General features: G+C 29.7%; 15 protein-coding genes. All 15 read right to left on the bottom strand.

The genetic code is table 11. The features are described from left to right. Positions 1-332: 332 nt before the first annotated feature. Positions 333-1,769 carry a 6-phospho-beta-glucosidase gene (locus EDD60_RS10990; RefSeq protein WP_066451148.1) on the bottom strand — a complete coding sequence of 479 codons (1,437 nt, stop codon included), beginning with the start codon at positions 1,767-1,769 and terminating at the stop codon, positions 333-335. Positions 1,770-1,877: 108 nt separating this feature from the next. Further along, positions 1,878-2,582 carry an SDR family NAD(P)-dependent oxidoreductase gene (locus EDD60_RS10985; RefSeq protein ID WP_066451146.1) on the bottom strand — a complete coding sequence of 235 codons (705 nt, stop codon included), beginning with the start codon at positions 2,580-2,582 and terminating at the stop codon, positions 1,878-1,880. Positions 2,583-2,641: 59 nt separating this feature from the next. Further along, positions 2,642-5,011, bottom strand: coding sequence for an ABC transporter permease (locus tag EDD60_RS10980; protein WP_243646669.1), 2,370 nt, complete (start codon positions 5,009-5,011; stop codon positions 2,642-2,644). Then, entirely contained in the window at positions 4,992-5,726 is a 735-nt protein-coding gene (locus EDD60_RS10975) for an ABC transporter ATP-binding protein (RefSeq protein ID WP_066451138.1), read from the bottom strand. Before EDD60_RS10975 ends, EDD60_RS10980 begins: the two co-directional genes overlap by 20 nt. Continuing rightward, positions 5,726-7,006: a hypothetical protein gene (locus EDD60_RS10970; protein WP_066451135.1), complete on the bottom strand. Its 1,281-nt coding sequence runs from the start codon at positions 7,004-7,006 to the stop codon at positions 5,726-5,728. Before EDD60_RS10970 ends, EDD60_RS10975 begins: the two co-directional genes overlap by 1 nt. 87 nt (positions 7,007-7,093) lie before the next feature. Continuing rightward, a complete protein-coding gene (locus EDD60_RS10965; RefSeq protein ID WP_066451132.1) occupies positions 7,094-7,849 on the bottom strand; it encodes a hypothetical protein in 756 nt (251 codons plus the stop codon). Further along, on the bottom strand, positions 7,842-9,260 hold the full coding sequence (locus EDD60_RS10960) for a sensor histidine kinase (RefSeq protein ID WP_066451130.1): 1,419 nt from the start codon (positions 9,258-9,260) through the stop codon (positions 7,842-7,844). The genes EDD60_RS10965 and EDD60_RS10960 overlap by 8 nt, the downstream gene beginning before the upstream one ends. Next, on the bottom strand, positions 9,247-9,912 hold the full coding sequence (locus EDD60_RS10955; protein ID WP_066451127.1) for a response regulator transcription factor: 666 nt from the start codon (positions 9,910-9,912) through the stop codon (positions 9,247-9,249). Before EDD60_RS10955 ends, EDD60_RS10960 begins: the two co-directional genes overlap by 14 nt. Positions 9,913-9,991: 79 nt before the next feature. Then, positions 9,992-11,476: a glycerol kinase GlpK gene (gene glpK, locus EDD60_RS10950; RefSeq protein WP_066451124.1), complete on the bottom strand. Its 1,485-nt coding sequence runs from the start codon at positions 11,474-11,476 to the stop codon at positions 9,992-9,994. An 80-nt stretch (positions 11,477-11,556) separates the two neighbouring features. Next, positions 11,557-11,751 carry a hypothetical protein gene (locus tag EDD60_RS10945; RefSeq protein ID WP_066451121.1) on the bottom strand — a complete coding sequence of 65 codons (195 nt, stop codon included), beginning with the start codon at positions 11,749-11,751 and terminating at the stop codon, positions 11,557-11,559. A 2-nt stretch (positions 11,752-11,753) separates the two neighbouring features. Then, positions 11,754-12,056 carry a hypothetical protein gene (locus EDD60_RS10940; protein WP_132226410.1) on the bottom strand — a complete coding sequence of 101 codons (303 nt, stop codon included), beginning with the start codon at positions 12,054-12,056 and terminating at the stop codon, positions 11,754-11,756. A 56-nt stretch (positions 12,057-12,112) separates the two neighbouring features. Then, on the bottom strand, positions 12,113-13,096 hold the full coding sequence (locus tag EDD60_RS10935) for a PD-(D/E)XK nuclease family transposase (protein ID WP_132226409.1): 984 nt from the start codon (positions 13,094-13,096) through the stop codon (positions 12,113-12,115). A gap of 132 nt (positions 13,097-13,228) precedes the next feature. Continuing rightward, positions 13,229-13,738, bottom strand: coding sequence for a Gx transporter family protein (locus tag EDD60_RS10930; RefSeq protein WP_066448032.1), 510 nt, complete (start codon positions 13,736-13,738; stop codon positions 13,229-13,231). A 12-nt stretch (positions 13,739-13,750) separates the two neighbouring features. Next, entirely contained in the window at positions 13,751-14,512 is a 762-nt protein-coding gene (locus EDD60_RS10925) for an HD domain-containing protein (protein WP_066448034.1), read from the bottom strand. Next, on the bottom strand, positions 14,505-15,257 hold the full coding sequence (aroD, locus tag EDD60_RS10920; protein ID WP_066448036.1) for a type I 3-dehydroquinate dehydratase: 753 nt from the start codon (positions 15,255-15,257) through the stop codon (positions 14,505-14,507). The genes EDD60_RS10925 and aroD overlap by 8 nt, the downstream gene beginning before the upstream one ends. Positions 15,258-15,259: the final 2 nt, after the last annotated feature.

Raw genomic sequence — 15,259 nt, 5'->3', positions numbered from 1 at the left:
CCAGAGAAATAGATACCATTCAAAAAATCAGCAAAATGAACTTTATCCCTGAAATAATCTTTTAAAGTTGGATCAGCTTTACAATTCAACATTCTACATACCTCCCTTTTTATAGTTCAAAGCTTTGATATTCATATGAGGTATGTTCAACAATATAATAGCATAAAGCAAATTTTATTCAATACCCTTCTATTATATATATACGCATTTATTTCTCGTTTTTCTTTTTTTATTTTCAAAAAAATGAAAAAAGTTATCTTTCACAAGATAACAAATACCAATTGCATAAAATTAAAATTCCTCACATCTTATCTAATGTGAGGAATTTCATTTTAGTCTAAATCTTCTCCATTACTAGCAATAACTTTTTTATACCAGTCAAAAGAATCTTTTTTACTTCTTTCTAATGTTCCGTTACCTTCATTATCTCTATCTACATAAATAAATCCGTAACGTTTTTTCATTTCCCCTGTTGTAAATGAAACACAATCAATGCATCCCCATGGTGTATATCCCATTAATTCTACACCATCTTCTTCAACAGCTTTTTTCATTTCTTTAATATGTTCTCTTAAATAGTCAATACGATATGGATCATGACAACTTCCATCTTCTTCTTTGACATCAATTGCTCCAAAACCATTTTCTACAATAAATAATGGTTTTTCATATCTTTCATAGAAGATATTTAAAGCATAACGTAATCCTTCAGGATCAATTGCCCATCCCCAGTCTGATTCTTTAATAAATGGGTTCTTTACAGAATGTTCACTTGAACCATCAGTTGCCTTAGAAACATCTTTATGTGAAGTAGAATCAACTGTATTTGTCATATAATAAGAGAATCCGATGTAATCAACTGTACCAGCAGCTAAATCTTTCTTATCTTCTTCAGTAATATCAATATGGAATCCTTTTCTTTCAAACATCTTTAATGCATATGCAGGATAATGTCCACGACATTGTACATCACAGAAGAACCAACGATCATGCATCATTTGATTTGATAAAACCATATCAGCTGGTCGACAAGAATATGGATAAATAGGTACCATCGCAATCATGTTTCCAATTAAGAAATCAGGATTAATCTTTTTACCAATTTGAACAGCTCTTGCACTGGCAACTAAAGTATGATGTCCACAGATATACATAGCTTCTTCAGGATTATCATAATTTCCAAAATGTGCTCCACTGTTTGTCCAACCAAAAATATCATTCTTATAGTTCATTTGGTTATTAATTTCATTGAACGTCATCCAATATTTAACCTTATCTTTATATCTTCTAAAGCAAACTTCAGCGAATTTCACAAAGAAATCAATCGTTTTACGATTCATGAATCCACCATATTCTTTTGCTAAATGATAAGGCATTTCAAAGTGTGATAATGTAATGACTGGTTCAATACCATATTTTAATAATTCATCAAAAACATCATCATAGAATTGTAATCCTTCTTCATTAGGTTCATCTTCATCACCATTAGGGAAAATACGTGTCCATGCGATAGATGTTCTAAAACATTTAAATCCCATTTCAGCAAACATTGCAATATCTTCTTTGTAATGACCATAAAAATCAATACCTACATGATTAGGATAATAGTTTCCTTCAACAACTCCATCAGTAATAACACGTGGTACACCATGAGCTCCAGCAGTCATAACATCAGCAACACTATATCCTTTTGAAGTATTCAAGACTCCACCTTCAAATTGATGGGCAGCTAAGGCTCCACCCCATAAAAAATCTTTACTTAATGCCATATAATTCCTCCTTTACTTGATACTTCTATTATACACAATTTTCCCTTGTTAGAAAATTAAATATCACTATTTTGAGATAATAATGTCATTATTCTTAACCAATTTCTGTTATTGATATTTCCATCCATCTTCATCATGATAAATCATAAGTTTACTCATTCCACCATCAATTTTAATATTCTCTCCTGTAATAAAACCTGCTTTTTCACTACATAAAAACAAAATCATTTCAGCAATATCTTCACACCTTCCTACTCTTTTCACAGGATGTTGTAAAGCATCAGGACCATCGTATTTTTTATCGGTTGTCTCTATCCACCCAGGTGAAATCGAATTAACTCTAGCAATGCCTGCCAATGAAATTGCTAGTGCATGAGTTAAGGCATGAATCCCACCCTTTGCTGCTGTATAGCTTTCACTTTGAGCTTGTGACATTGCATCCCTTGATGAAGAAATATTCACAATACTTGCCCCTTCATTGAAATAAGGTTTCAATAACTTCACAAGCATAAATGGAGCAGTCACACCAACTCTTAAGGCATATTCAAATTCTTCATAACTGCATTCATCAATTCCTTTAAACAAAGGCTTGGCATTATTAATAATATAATCAACATGTCCATAATCTGTAATCACTTTATGAGCAAATTGAATAAGTGTATCTTTATCACCAATATCCCCTTGAAAATATTCATTTTCTAATAAATCAATAAGACATACATGTGCCCCTAATTCTTTAAACATTTCAGCAGTCTTTTTTCCTATTCCTTGACTTCCACCAGTAATCACAACAACTTTATCTTTAAAATCCATAACATTATTCCTTTCTTAAGATAGACTTTTTTATAGTATATCATTTTATCACATATATCTTAAACATTTTGATAATAAGCAAAAAGATATCTTAATCCTAATACAGACAAAATCCCATAACCTAGCAAAGAAAATAAAATTTGTAACAATCCTTGAACTGAAGAAATATATTGTCCAGCAAAAAATAAAGGATATAAACTGATTGCATCTAATACATGATATCCTCCATAGCTTAAAATCATCGGCATCAAAAGAAAAGCCGTACTCATAAATAAAGTTAGTAAATGATTTTTTGTTTTCACTCCTACAACATGAATAATCACAATTATAGAAATAACAACTAAGATTTTTAAAACAAAACTTGCTAAACAAATCATCCCAATAGATATCCAAGAAGGAAAAATAGCAAAGTCTTGAATCGATGTAGCTGAGGCGCTCAAGGAAGCAAATCCATATTTTTGTTGTAATAAAAATAAAGATGGGAACATTGTCATCATTAGAAAAATGAAACCTATTAATAAAGACAACCCCAGTTTGATTTTCAAAACAGGTTTTCGTCCTTTCAATGTCAGTTGTGTAACAAGATTAGCATGATTTTGATATTCATAACTTATAACATGCGACATACTCATCAATAAGAATAAACATAATAATAATGTTGGCATGAAAGTCCATGTTGTTTCAATAAAGTATTGTTGATATGCCATTGGATAAACAAATTGTTTTTGTGGATTCTTTTGGATATCAAGATATTGTTGAAAAACTTTTTGAAAAGATTGTTCACCAATTTGTTGTTGGGATATTTCTTGTTGTAAAGTGATTGAAAGAGAGTGAGAAATAAGACCTTTTTTCTCTTTTTGTGAAATAAGTGATAACTGTTGGTTTAAATTATCATAATGTTTTTGAAGTTTAAGCAACCATTGTTCTTTTTCATTTGTTAGAGGACCTTCTAATTCTTTCATATATTGTTGATATATGATTTCTTCACTATCTTGATAAATTGGAACATAATGATATTGATAACATTGTACGAAAATACATAAAAGACATAAAATAAAAACTTTTTGAATAAAAAAGATTTTATAACATTCTTGTTGAAATAAAGATAAAGAAGGAAAAGAAAAATGTTTAAAATTCTTTATTTCAATATTTTGAATACACATATTTCTTTTATAATGATAAGTCATGGTTGTTAAAACAATCATTATCAATAATAAACATACTAATCCAATAAAAGTAAGTACTTGTAAAGAAATAAGTTGATGAAACACATCAATATTACGATATATTTGAAAGAAAGTATCTGTTTGTAAAATAGAAAATAAATTAAAATATTTAAGCAGATATAAAGAATCTAAAGGCGAAATGATAAGATATAATCCATATTCGATTGCCATTATAAATATCATCAATACCATAATTGTGATCTTATTTTTAAATACAATTGCACATAACAACATAAGTGTTCCAATTAAACAAGCTGCCAACCATTTTATAAAAATAAACAATCCAATAAATTCAATAACAGTCAAAGAATAAGGACATTGATAAAACTGTGCCAATGATTGTACACTTCTTGATAAATTTCCTAATCCATAAATATAAGAAGCATATAATAATTCACTAACCATCATGCAAATCGTAATAACTCCAATTATTAAAAACATAACTACACATTTGGCAAACATTGTTTGGTATTGTCCCTTAGGTGTTATTTTGATGATAGAAAATAACTTCTTTTCTTTTTCATCTATAATCAAGGATGAAGCAATAACCATCATCGCTAAAATGATCATCAAACTAGTAATGGGAAAACTCAATATTGAAGAAATCCCTTTTTCACATTCATAAGTGATTGGTGTATTGATTCTTGATTGATAATCATTAGCTGTTTTTTGAATATTCTTTTCTTCAATACTATTTTCTTTATGAAAAATAGAAATTTGAGAAATCATATGTGCTTTTGCTTGAATATTTTCAATATACGAAGGATAATCATGTAATTTTTGAAATTCATTTAAAATATTTTCTAAGAATAAAGCTTCACTTTCTAAATCCTTAGTATAAACTGGCTGATGATTTTCTTTATAGAGTTTCCCATATTTTTCTTCAACATCAGGAAAATCTGATAAAATTGAATCAATCATATATTGATTATCTTGAACATTCAAACGAAGGGTTGTCAACTGTTCAATAGTTAAAAAGCCTTGATACTTTTCATATTCTGTTTTGATATATTCATATCTTTGATGATTAGGAATAGATGCTAAATCAGTTTGTAATTGATGATAACTAGAAGGTGGAATTGTTGTGTCAAGATTTTGTACATAGGCAAAGATTCCTATATTCACGAAACATAGAATGACTAAGAAAATAACGAGACTTCTTTTTTGTATGATTTTGATGAACTCATATTGTATCAATTTCATTATGTTCATCTCCAAACAAATCTAAATAAACATCTTCTAGAGATGCTTTCTGATATTTTTCAAGTAATTCACTCACATTCCCTAAATCAACAATTTCTCCTTTTTTTAGAAAAATAATTTCCTTGGCAATAGTCTCCACATCTGATACAACATGTGTTGCAATCAAAATGATATGATCATTTGCTAATTGTTCAAAAACATGTCGCAATGAAACCCGTTCTTTTGGATCTAAGCCAGCAGTTGGTTCATCAAACAAAAGTAACTGCGGATTGCCTAATAATGCTTGCGCAACCAATAATCTTTGTTTCATTCCACCAGAATAAGTTCGATTTCGTCGATTTAAATAATTCTCCATATGAACAAGTTTAGCCACTCTTTCAACTTCTAATTTGATTTCACTTTTAGGTATATCTTTTAAAAGTGCCATATAGGTTAAAAACCTCAAGCCTGTCATTTCCTCATATAATCCTTGAAGTTGTGGTGCATAACCTAACAATTGAAAGTAATCATTTCCAAGTTTTTCAATATTATGATGATTCCAAAGAATCTCGCCATTTGTTGGTTTCAAACCACGACAAATCAAATTCATTAAAGTCGATTTCCCCGAACCATTAGGACCTAATAAAGCATAAACACCTTCTTTTAATGTAAAACTCACATGATTTAATGCTTGGACATCTCTATATGTTTTTGATAAATCTTTAACTTCTAACATTATTCTCGCCTCTTATCATTTAAAGTTTTGATTTGTTGATAATTTCTTTTTCCTTGTAAAAAATCATCAATTGAAATTAAACCAATATATTCTTTTGTTGTTTCATATTGCATAGTTCCAGCCCAAGTTTTTTCATCATGTCCTTCACGATCATACAAAACTAATAATTGATCTTTTGTTTGTGCTAAAATATTGACTGGTTCTTTTGGTGTTCTTAAATATTGTTTCAATTCTTCTAGCTTTGGATTTTTTAATGAAACTTTATAACTTTTGATAAAGTTGTCCTTCCACTCATTTAAAATAACATAATCATCAACAATGAATGTAATATTGTAGTCTTTATTCTTATCTAAATTGATGACTTTTGTTTCCTGATTCGTTTGAAAATCAAAGGAATATAAACCATCTTTTTTTGTGTAATAACTTTTATTTTGATAATAATATCCTTGTTCATTGAGTTTTACTGACATGGTTTTTGTTTTCTTTGTTTCTAAATTATAAGTTTCATAATTATATTTTCCATTCATAAGAATCTGATCATATTTTTGATAATTCTTTTGATCAAGGTATTTTTGAGGATCCTCACTATAACTCATTGTTGTCATAATGATATTTTGACCATTCACTCCTATAATATCTTTATATTTCATATCCATGATATTTTTTGCTTCACCTGATTTCAAATTAATCTGATACAGCTTCTTTTGCACGACAACACTCATTATATTGTTTTTCTTCATTTCAACATTTTTTGTTTTGGTTACTGGAATATAAAGACTCTCATTTCCTAAAACTAAGCTCGTATACTCAAATTCATAGCCTTCATCTAACTTACATAAATCATGACGATTTTTACCATCTAAATCCATTTGAATAATCTTTGCTGTATCCTCTGTTCTCTCACCTAAACTATTTATTATAATACCGTAGTTTTGTATCATATATAAATGATCTTTATAAACAAAAATCATGTTTGATAAATTAGGTGGTGCTAGATACGCTGTGCATGATTCATCTTTATGTTGACATTCTGGCTTATCACATAAATAAACTTCTTGTTTAGAAGAATAATCATAATAACAAAGATAACTATTTTCTCCATCATGATTAATCAAATAATAACCATCTTCATTAGAATTACCTTTCCAAAATAAATCTCGCCAGTTTTTAATGACTAAATCTTCTTTCTTTTCATTCTTTTGTACAACAGCCTTCTTTTGTTTTGAATTTTGACATCCTATTAATACAATACTTAATAATACTAATACTATTTTTTTCATTTTTATCACCCATTTTTATTGTAATAAGTGAATGTATCTAATTTGTAAAAAAAACAACTTTTTTTACAAAGTTGTCTTTAAAACAAATTATTTATCAAAATATAATCCCCATAATCGTGAATTAATGACACCCAATAATGTGACTTCAATAACTAAATTGTAAGTGTCTGTATATCTTTTATCCACGTAACATGATACACGTAATTTAGCTTGGTTTGACTCATAACCATATTGATTATAAACCCAATCATCAATATCATCTAATTCTAAATATTTTATCATTTGTAAGGCTATCTCTTTAAATTCATCATCTGTATAATTGAATGGATTATCTTGTCTTAATTCAATATGAGTTATTTTATGAGTATCGGCATCCATACTATAATCTACTCCTTTATAAGGATCTGGTTTCATCCTAAAGATATGCTCTAAATCATAAGTATTTTGATATTCTCTTATAGTCCCATATTCAACCTGATATTTTTTATCATTGTTCACTTCGAGTAATTGCTGTGATAGAATTTTGAAATCAATTAATTTTTGAATTTCATTAGAAAATAATGATTGTAAATAAAGAAGTTGTTTCTGTTTTGTATCAGAATACTCATCTTTTCTTTTGACGACATATGTTTCACTCTTAGCATCCGCTGTATAGTCTTGTTGATGACGATATAAATTAACAATAATCGGATGTTTTTTTAATATTTCTTGCGTTTGATTATCTTCTAAAGAAATCTCTTTATTAATCTCTTTTAAATCCAATAATTTAGAAATACCTATAGGAAGGATGAGCGATATTATAAGAACCATAATTCCAAACATTCTTATCTTCTTTTTATTCATGTGTGACAACCCCCAATTCAAAGCTTACTGTCGTTCCAACACCTAATTGTGATTGGATGGATAATCCTGTATGATGAACATCACATATACGTTTCACAAATGTAAGTCCTAATCCAGCACCACCCATTGAACGTGCACGTGACTTATCTGCCATATAAAAAGCTTCTGTGGCTTTCTTCACATCTTCTTCACTCATTCCTATACCTTCATCAATAACTGAAATCTTGACCTTATCATGAAAAACATCTGTCTTTATTTGAATCCTTTGTCCTTCTTGACTTGCTTTTATAGAATTATCAATTAAATTACGCAACAACATAAATAATAAATCTGCTTGTGAAAAAACCCAAATATCCATCTTATCAAACTCTAATATATTTTGAATATGTTTTCCTTGATAATAATCTTTTAATTGTTTAACAATAACCTTCATTGATACTGATTTTAATTCTATTTGATTATTTCCTAAAGCCAGTAAATCCATCAATGTATAAGAAAGATTTTCCAAACGTTTTCCTTCCGTATAAATATATTGAGCAGCTTTCTGACGTGTTTGTTCATCACAATCACAAGTTCTTAATAAATCAGCAAAGCCTAATATTGCAGTCATTGGGGTTTTGACTTCATGCGAAAAACTACTCATGAATTCTTCTTTTTGAATAACACTTTCTTGAAGCTGATGAATTGTTTTTTCATTCATGTCTGCCATTTCATCAAAACTCTTTGATAATTCCCCAATTTCATCTTCACTTTGAATCTGTGTACGTTCACTATAATCACCACTTGCAATACGTTGAGTGACGACATTTAGTTTATTAATCGATTTTGTTAAGTATGATGAAATAATTCTTAATATTAAATAAGCGACCAAAAACAAAATACCACTAATCACTAAGAAATTCATTATTTGACGATCACGCTCTTGATAAACTGATGTCAAGTCATAACATGATGTTAAATAATAAACTGTATCTCCCGCATTAATTTGTGATGTCATAAACATGAAGTATTTTTCATCTCTATGTTTAATAAAATATTTTTGATTATAGTCTATAGATATATATTCTTTATATTTTTCATCAATGGTACTATAGAATACTTCATTATTAGGCAAACTTAAAGCAAATGTTTTTTGATTTTGAGAAGCGTATTGAAATTGTCCTAAATAATAGATTGCTTTATTCATTAAATAATGTTCATCTTTTTCAAAAGCTCTTTGATATCCAATAGAGTCTTGATAAAGACGTGTTTCTAAAGAATATAATTCTATTTCTTGTGTGGTTAAATCGTGATCAATAGTTGTTTGTAAAAGATTATGATGATTTTGATAAATCATAATAGCTGAACCAATAGAAAATAAAACAGCAAGTGTTAATAAACAAGACCAAATAATTTTCTCAGCAAATTTCATCATTAACCTCTAACATATATCCTACTTTATAAACTGTTTTAATTTCCTTATACCATCCTAATTTTTTACGTAATCTTTGAATATGTAAATCTAATGTTCTGGTTTGATCATACTCATCTTCATGCCATACTTTTTGATATAAAACATCACGATACAAAGCTACATTTTTATTTCTGACTAAAAATAATAACAATTCATATTCTTTATGAGTTAAATCAATTTGTTTATCATCTTGATAAACACACATTTTCTTTGTATTAATAATCGTATTTAATATATGAATTTCTTCCATACCTTTATGATATCGTCTTAATACACTTTCGACTCTGGCAATTAATTCATCTATTGAAAATGGTTTCACTAAATAATCATCTGCTCCCATATGTAGCCCTTTCACTTTATCTTTAACGCTTCCTTTGGCAGTAATAAAAATCACAGGTATATTGAATGGCTCAATATACTCCATTAATTCATAACCATTCACTTCTGGTAACATGATATCTAATAAAATAAGATCATATGAATTGTTTTCTATTTTATCAGCTCCTATTCTCCCATTTTCTGCATAATCACATTGATATCCTATTCTTGATAAATTCATTATAATTAAATCAGCAATAGCTCTTTCATCTTCTACTATCAATATTTTCATTTCTATCATCTCCACCATAATCATACCTAGAAGTTGTATCTTTATTGTATCACAAAAGAAAAATAAGAGAAAATTTCTCTTATTTAAAGACTCTTGTTGCTTCTACAGCTTTTAACCAGCCTTGATAATATTTTTTACGTAAATCTTCCTTCATAGATGGTTGATATGTTTTCATAATAGAATGCATCTTAGCAATTTCTTCTTGGTGCTTCCAAAATCCAACTGCCAATCCAGCTAAATAAGCTGCTCCTAATGCTGTTGTTTCTTTAACTTGTGGGCAAACAATAGATGTATTTAAAATATCACTTTGAAATTGCATTAAAAAGTCATTAGATGTTGCTCCACCATCAACAGAAAGATGATCTAATGTAATATGAGCTTCTTCTTTCATTGTTTCAATGACATCTTTACTTTGATAAGCGATTGATTCCAAGGCAGCTCGAACAATATGATTGCGTGATGTTCCTCTTGTTAATCCAAACATTGTTCCTCTGGCATCATTATCCCAATAAGGTGTCCCAAGTCCTACAAAAGCCGGAACCAAATAAACACCATCATTATCATTTAATTGTCTTGCCATATTCTCACTTTCTAAAACATTATCAAATAATTTTAACCCATCTCTTAACCATTGCATAACACTTCCCGCTACAAATACCGAACCTTCTAAGGCATAAGTCACTTGTCCATCAATTCCCCAGGCAATTGTTGTTAATAATCCATTCTTTGATGAAACTGGTTTATTCCCTGTATTCATCAACATAAAGCAACCTGTTCCGTAGGTATTTTTTACATCTCCATCATGAAAACATGTTTGGCCAAATAAAGACGCTTGTTGATCTCCAGCTATTCCACTAATTGGAGCTTTAAAATGAAGTCCAGTTAGAAGTGTTTCATCACTATATCCGTATATATATGAAGAATCCTTAACTTCTGGTAACATACTTGATGGTATATCAAATAAATCTAAAAGTTCTTGATCCCATTTTAATTCATGAATATTGTAAAGTAGTGTTCTTGAAGCATTTGAGTAATCAGTCACATGGACTTTTCCCCCTGTTAATTTCCAAACTAACCAAGTATCAATTGTCCCAAACAATAAATTATTTTTATCTTTGATTTCGACATGATCCAATATCCATCTTATTTTACTTGCACTAAAATAAGGATTTATTAATAGTCCTGTTTTCTTTTGAATAAACTCACTATACCCTTCATCAATCAATTGATCACAAATATCCTGTGATTGTCTTGATTGCCATACGATTGCATGATAAATAGGTTCTCCTGTTATTTTATCCCATACAACTGTTGTTTCTCTTTGATTTGTAATTCCAATTCCTTTAATTTGTTCTGGTTTAATATTATTTTCGATAAATAAGCTTTGTACAACTTCAATGACCGTATTCCAAATTTGTTTTGCATCGTGTTCAACCCAGCCAGGATGAGGAAAATATTGAGGAAATTCTCTTTGTGATACATATCTTAACTTTCCTTGATGATCAAACAAAATAGCACGGGTACTGGTTGTTCCTTGATCAATTGATAATATAAATTCTTCCATAGTTTTCTTCCTTTCTTTTTCTATTATATCAAACTCTACAAGCGCTTTCTATAATAAGAAAAAAGAATAGAATTTTACTTCTATTCCTTAGTTAATAAGCATTGATTTAATTGGTGATATTCCCAATGTTTTTCAACAATACCCTCAAAAAGAATTGCCAGTTGTTCTAAAGTACATTGTGCTAACCAATCTGGCGCTATTTGGTGATATGTTAAAAGTATCAATGATTCAATATGTGTAACTTTTGAAACTCTTTTTAGTTCATCTACTATCATTTCTATTTCTCTTTTCCATTTATGACTTTTTCTTTTAATTCCTTATATCCAATATCTGTCAAAATAAATTGAATAAATATATCAAGTTGTTCTTGACTACATTCCTTTAACCACTCTCCATCTTGATGGTATTTCATCTCATATTGTCGCTTTGCCATTTCTAACTTGCCTTCTGATAGTCCTTGTTCCAATCCAACTTTCTTTCCTACTAGAAGTCCTTCTTCTAATCCAGCCTTTTTGGCATATTCTACATCTACATCATGCCATTCCTGAAAATCATACTGCACCTGATATCTTGCGTCCATTTCCTTTACCTTCTTCTTATCCTTGATAAACTTCACGACGACATCATCACCTTTCTTCAGGATACTAAATTCATGATTTTCTCTTTGAGCTCACTTGATTCTATATCTGTCAATATCAGTTGACTAAAATAATCTAATTGTTCTTGCGTGCATTCCTTTAGCCACTCTCCATCTTGATGATATTTCATCTCATATATACGTATTGCCATTTCTAACTTGCCTTCTGATAGTCCTTGTTCCAATCCAACTTTCTTTCCTACTAGAAGTCCTTCTTCTAATCCAGCTTTCTTTCCCACTAGAAGTCCTTCTTCTAATCCAGCCTTCTTGGCATATTCTACATCTACATCATGCCACTCCTGAAAATCATACTGTACCTGATATCTTGCATCCACTTCCTTCACCATCTTCTTATCCTTTATAAACTTGTTGTATTTCTTCTTCATCATCTTAATCATCCCTTCCTTTTCTTCATATTTGATTCCTTCTACATTTCCATTCTCCATTAAATAAATCAATGCTTCAAATTCACTTAGACATTCTTTTTCACTGGCTATTTTATTGACATAAGGAAGATAGACATAGATTGTTGTCTGCAGATATCCCAACTGAGAAATATTGTATGTATTCTTGGCATAGAAATCATCCATCAATCTTGGACAACGCTTATCAATATCTCTGATGAACACAATCTGAATCAGTTCCTTCAGTTTTCCTGATGTATCTCCCGCTTCCAGCTGATAGTCAATCAGACGACAGGAATAATGTATGAAGCGTCTATTGAGAAAGACGCTCATCTTGGAATTCTGCATTTCCATATCAATTTCATATTGGTTGTTTTGCATATGAATATCCAAGATATTGTTTTTCATACGAATCATCTGAGGTGTTAGTTCTGGATTCGCCACACTTAAATCGTGAATTGGGACAAGGGGAATGATATTTTTCAAAAGAAATTCTCTTAACCGCTTGGATTCACTGGTATTTTGACCAAAGGTCAGTTTAAAAAAGACATCTGATACATAATAATTTTTTTCACTCATAAATTAACCCTCCTACTTATATATACGCTAGGAAAGTCTCATTTTTCTTTTTTTATTTTCAACTTTTTTCATTTTTATTATATATTTGCTCAAAGTAAATGTCAATGTAAAGAAAAATAACAGTTTTCACTGTTATTGAAATTGTTCTTTTTTTACACGTTTTAAAATTTCTATTGCTACCATTCCAACAAAAATACCTGTAGGAATAGAAGATGCCAATAATACAAAGATATATGACATAATAGCTTGCGAAGATAACAAATATGCTACAACAAGAACCTGTCCAATGTTATGGAACACAGCAGCAATAATAGATGTTGATATAATCGGCAGCGAAGTCACTTTCTTTAAAACAGCCAAAGCCAGGCTACTTAATAAAACCCCTCCACAACTAATGAAGAATGGGTGAGACAAAAAGATTCCTGTCATTAAACTTGATACAACAACTCTAAAGAAATTAACAATAAACATTTCTTTTACACCATATAATTCAATCACAACCATAGAAATAATATTAGCTAACCCTAATTTCATTCCTGGTGGTAAAGGTAACTGTAAAGCCGTTTCCGTCATATGTAAAACAATCGCTATAGCACTCAATAATGCCATATAAACCATTTTTCTTGTTTTCTTATGCCCCATACATATTCCTTCCTATCCAATATAGTCCAAAGCACGTCGTCTTAGTGTCTCATATTGTTCATGTGTCTTTGGATCACTTGGATTAATTCTATCAAAAGAACGATTTACCCAATTTTTTTCTTTAACATACTGTAAACTCTTTAAAAAATGAAGATCAAAAATAAATGCAATATATGATAACCACATATCCAAATGAGTTATTCTATTTGGTCCATAGATTAATTCTTGATGATAAAATTGATCATATATTTTAGGTGAAATTGTTTCTTTATTCACCTCATCATAAGAAACATAAATTGTTGTTTCAAGATCTTCTTCCTCTTTAACTCTAAAGTTATCCAATTTATCAGCATCACGAATAATATGAATAAACAATAAAGTTCTTTCATCAAAACCTTCGTCTATTTTATATTTATTATGCTGTTCAATAGCATTCTTAATAATTCTATCATATTGAGAATCATCAATAAACTCCCTAATCAAACCCTCATCAAACAATAATTGACTAGAAAATAAAGCATGATCAATTGTCTTATAATCAGCAAAGCTTTGATATCTCATCCATTGTTCAAAACGACCAATATCATGAAGTAAAGCAATTAATGCAGCTAACTCCTTATCCTCTTGATTTAATCTTAACTGCTCACATAAATAATCACTGCACTTCATCACTTCATAAGTATGAACAATTTTTAAACGAATAGATGGGATTGTCTCATCATATTGAGAAATATATTTCTTAAATGCTTCTGTTGCCTTTTGAAAATTAATCATGATGTATCGCCTCCAATAATGCATTCAATTGATTTGCTGGAATTTGACCAGGTGCTGAAGCTTGATGCCCACTTGCAAATGTTATTGATGAACCAGTTAATTCACCAGCTATACGAGATATTTTTCCTAAATCACCCATTGACATAGTCACAACAGGTCTATTTAAACGCTCTGACATTTCTAATGTCACATTTAATAATCTAATGACATCTTTATAAGTTTGTGGCATCACTGCCAACTTACAAATATCCCCACCTAAAATTTCCATTTTCTCTAGTCTATCCATCATATCATGAGAACTTGGAGTTCCTTGAAAATCATGATTAGACATAACAACCTTAATCTTATTTTGATGAGCTATCTCAACAAGTTCAAAAACCAAAGCATTGCCACTCATTAATTCAATATCAACTAAATCAATACAATGACTTTCACAAGCAATTTGAATAAGTTTTTTATATTCTTGATCACTTAATTGAATACAACCCCCTTCTTTTAAAGAACGATAAGTCAATAAAAGAGGAACATCAGTTTGTGCCCGTAATTTTCTTAATAAACATTTCACTTTTTCATTATCTTTCATATCCTGATAATAATCTATTCTTAGCTCAATAAGGTCATATGTTAAATCTTGAAATGAATCCAACTGAGATAAGATTTCTTCATCATTATGTCCAACAATAGGTAAACAAATCTTTGGTTTTCCTTCACCAATACAGACATCTTTCACACAACATACTTTCATAC

Origin of the sequence: Longibaculum muris (assembly GCF_004343035.1) — a bacterium.
Lineage (GTDB): Bacteria > Bacillota_I > Bacilli_A > Erysipelotrichales > Coprobacillaceae > Longibaculum > Longibaculum muris.
The sequence above is the reverse complement of the archived record's forward strand: the minus strand, read 5'-3'. Positions and strand labels throughout refer to the sequence as shown.

What these genes read in the sequence shown, in the direction of transcription:
- EDD60_RS10990 (WP_066451148.1), bottom strand. Translation starts at nt 1,769, where the DNA reads ATGGCATTAAGTAAAGATTTTTTATGGGGTGGAGCCTTAGCTGCCCAT.
- EDD60_RS10985 (WP_066451146.1), bottom strand. Translation starts at nt 2,582, where the DNA reads ATGGATTTTAAAGATAAAGTTGTTGTGATTACTGGTGGAAGTCAAGGA.
- EDD60_RS10980 (WP_243646669.1), bottom strand. Translation starts at nt 5,011, where the DNA reads ATGAAATTGATACAATATGAGTTCATCAAAATCATACAAAAAAGAAGT.
- EDD60_RS10975 (WP_066451138.1), bottom strand. Translation starts at nt 5,726, where the DNA reads ATGTTAGAAGTTAAAGATTTATCAAAAACATATAGAGATGTCCAAGCA.
- EDD60_RS10970 (WP_066451135.1), bottom strand. Translation starts at nt 7,006, where the DNA reads ATGAAAAAAATAGTATTAGTATTATTAAGTATTGTATTAATAGGATGT.
- EDD60_RS10965 (WP_066451132.1), bottom strand. Translation starts at nt 7,849, where the DNA reads ATGAATAAAAAGAAGATAAGAATGTTTGGAATTATGGTTCTTATAATA.
- EDD60_RS10960 (WP_066451130.1), bottom strand. Translation starts at nt 9,260, where the DNA reads ATGAAATTTGCTGAGAAAATTATTTGGTCTTGTTTATTAACACTTGCT.
- EDD60_RS10955 (WP_066451127.1), bottom strand. Translation starts at nt 9,912, where the DNA reads ATGAAAATATTGATAGTAGAAGATGAAAGAGCTATTGCTGATTTAATT.
- glpK (WP_066451124.1), bottom strand. Translation starts at nt 11,476, where the DNA reads ATGGAAGAATTTATATTATCAATTGATCAAGGAACAACCAGTACCCGT.
- EDD60_RS10945 (WP_066451121.1), bottom strand. Translation starts at nt 11,751, where the DNA reads ATGATAGTAGATGAACTAAAAAGAGTTTCAAAAGTTACACATATTGAA.
- EDD60_RS10940 (WP_132226410.1), bottom strand. Translation starts at nt 12,056, where the DNA reads ATGGACGCAAGATATCAGGTGCAGTATGATTTTCAGGAATGGCATGAT.
- EDD60_RS10935 (WP_132226409.1), bottom strand. Translation starts at nt 13,096, where the DNA reads ATGAGTGAAAAAAATTATTATGTATCAGATGTCTTTTTTAAACTGACC.
- EDD60_RS10930 (WP_066448032.1), bottom strand. Translation starts at nt 13,738, where the DNA reads ATGGGGCATAAGAAAACAAGAAAAATGGTTTATATGGCATTATTGAGT.
- EDD60_RS10925 (WP_066448034.1), bottom strand. Translation starts at nt 14,512, where the DNA reads ATGATTAATTTTCAAAAGGCAACAGAAGCATTTAAGAAATATATTTCT.
- aroD (WP_066448036.1), bottom strand. Translation starts at nt 15,257, where the DNA reads ATGAAAGTATGTTGTGTGAAAGATGTCTGTATTGGTGAAGGAAAACCA.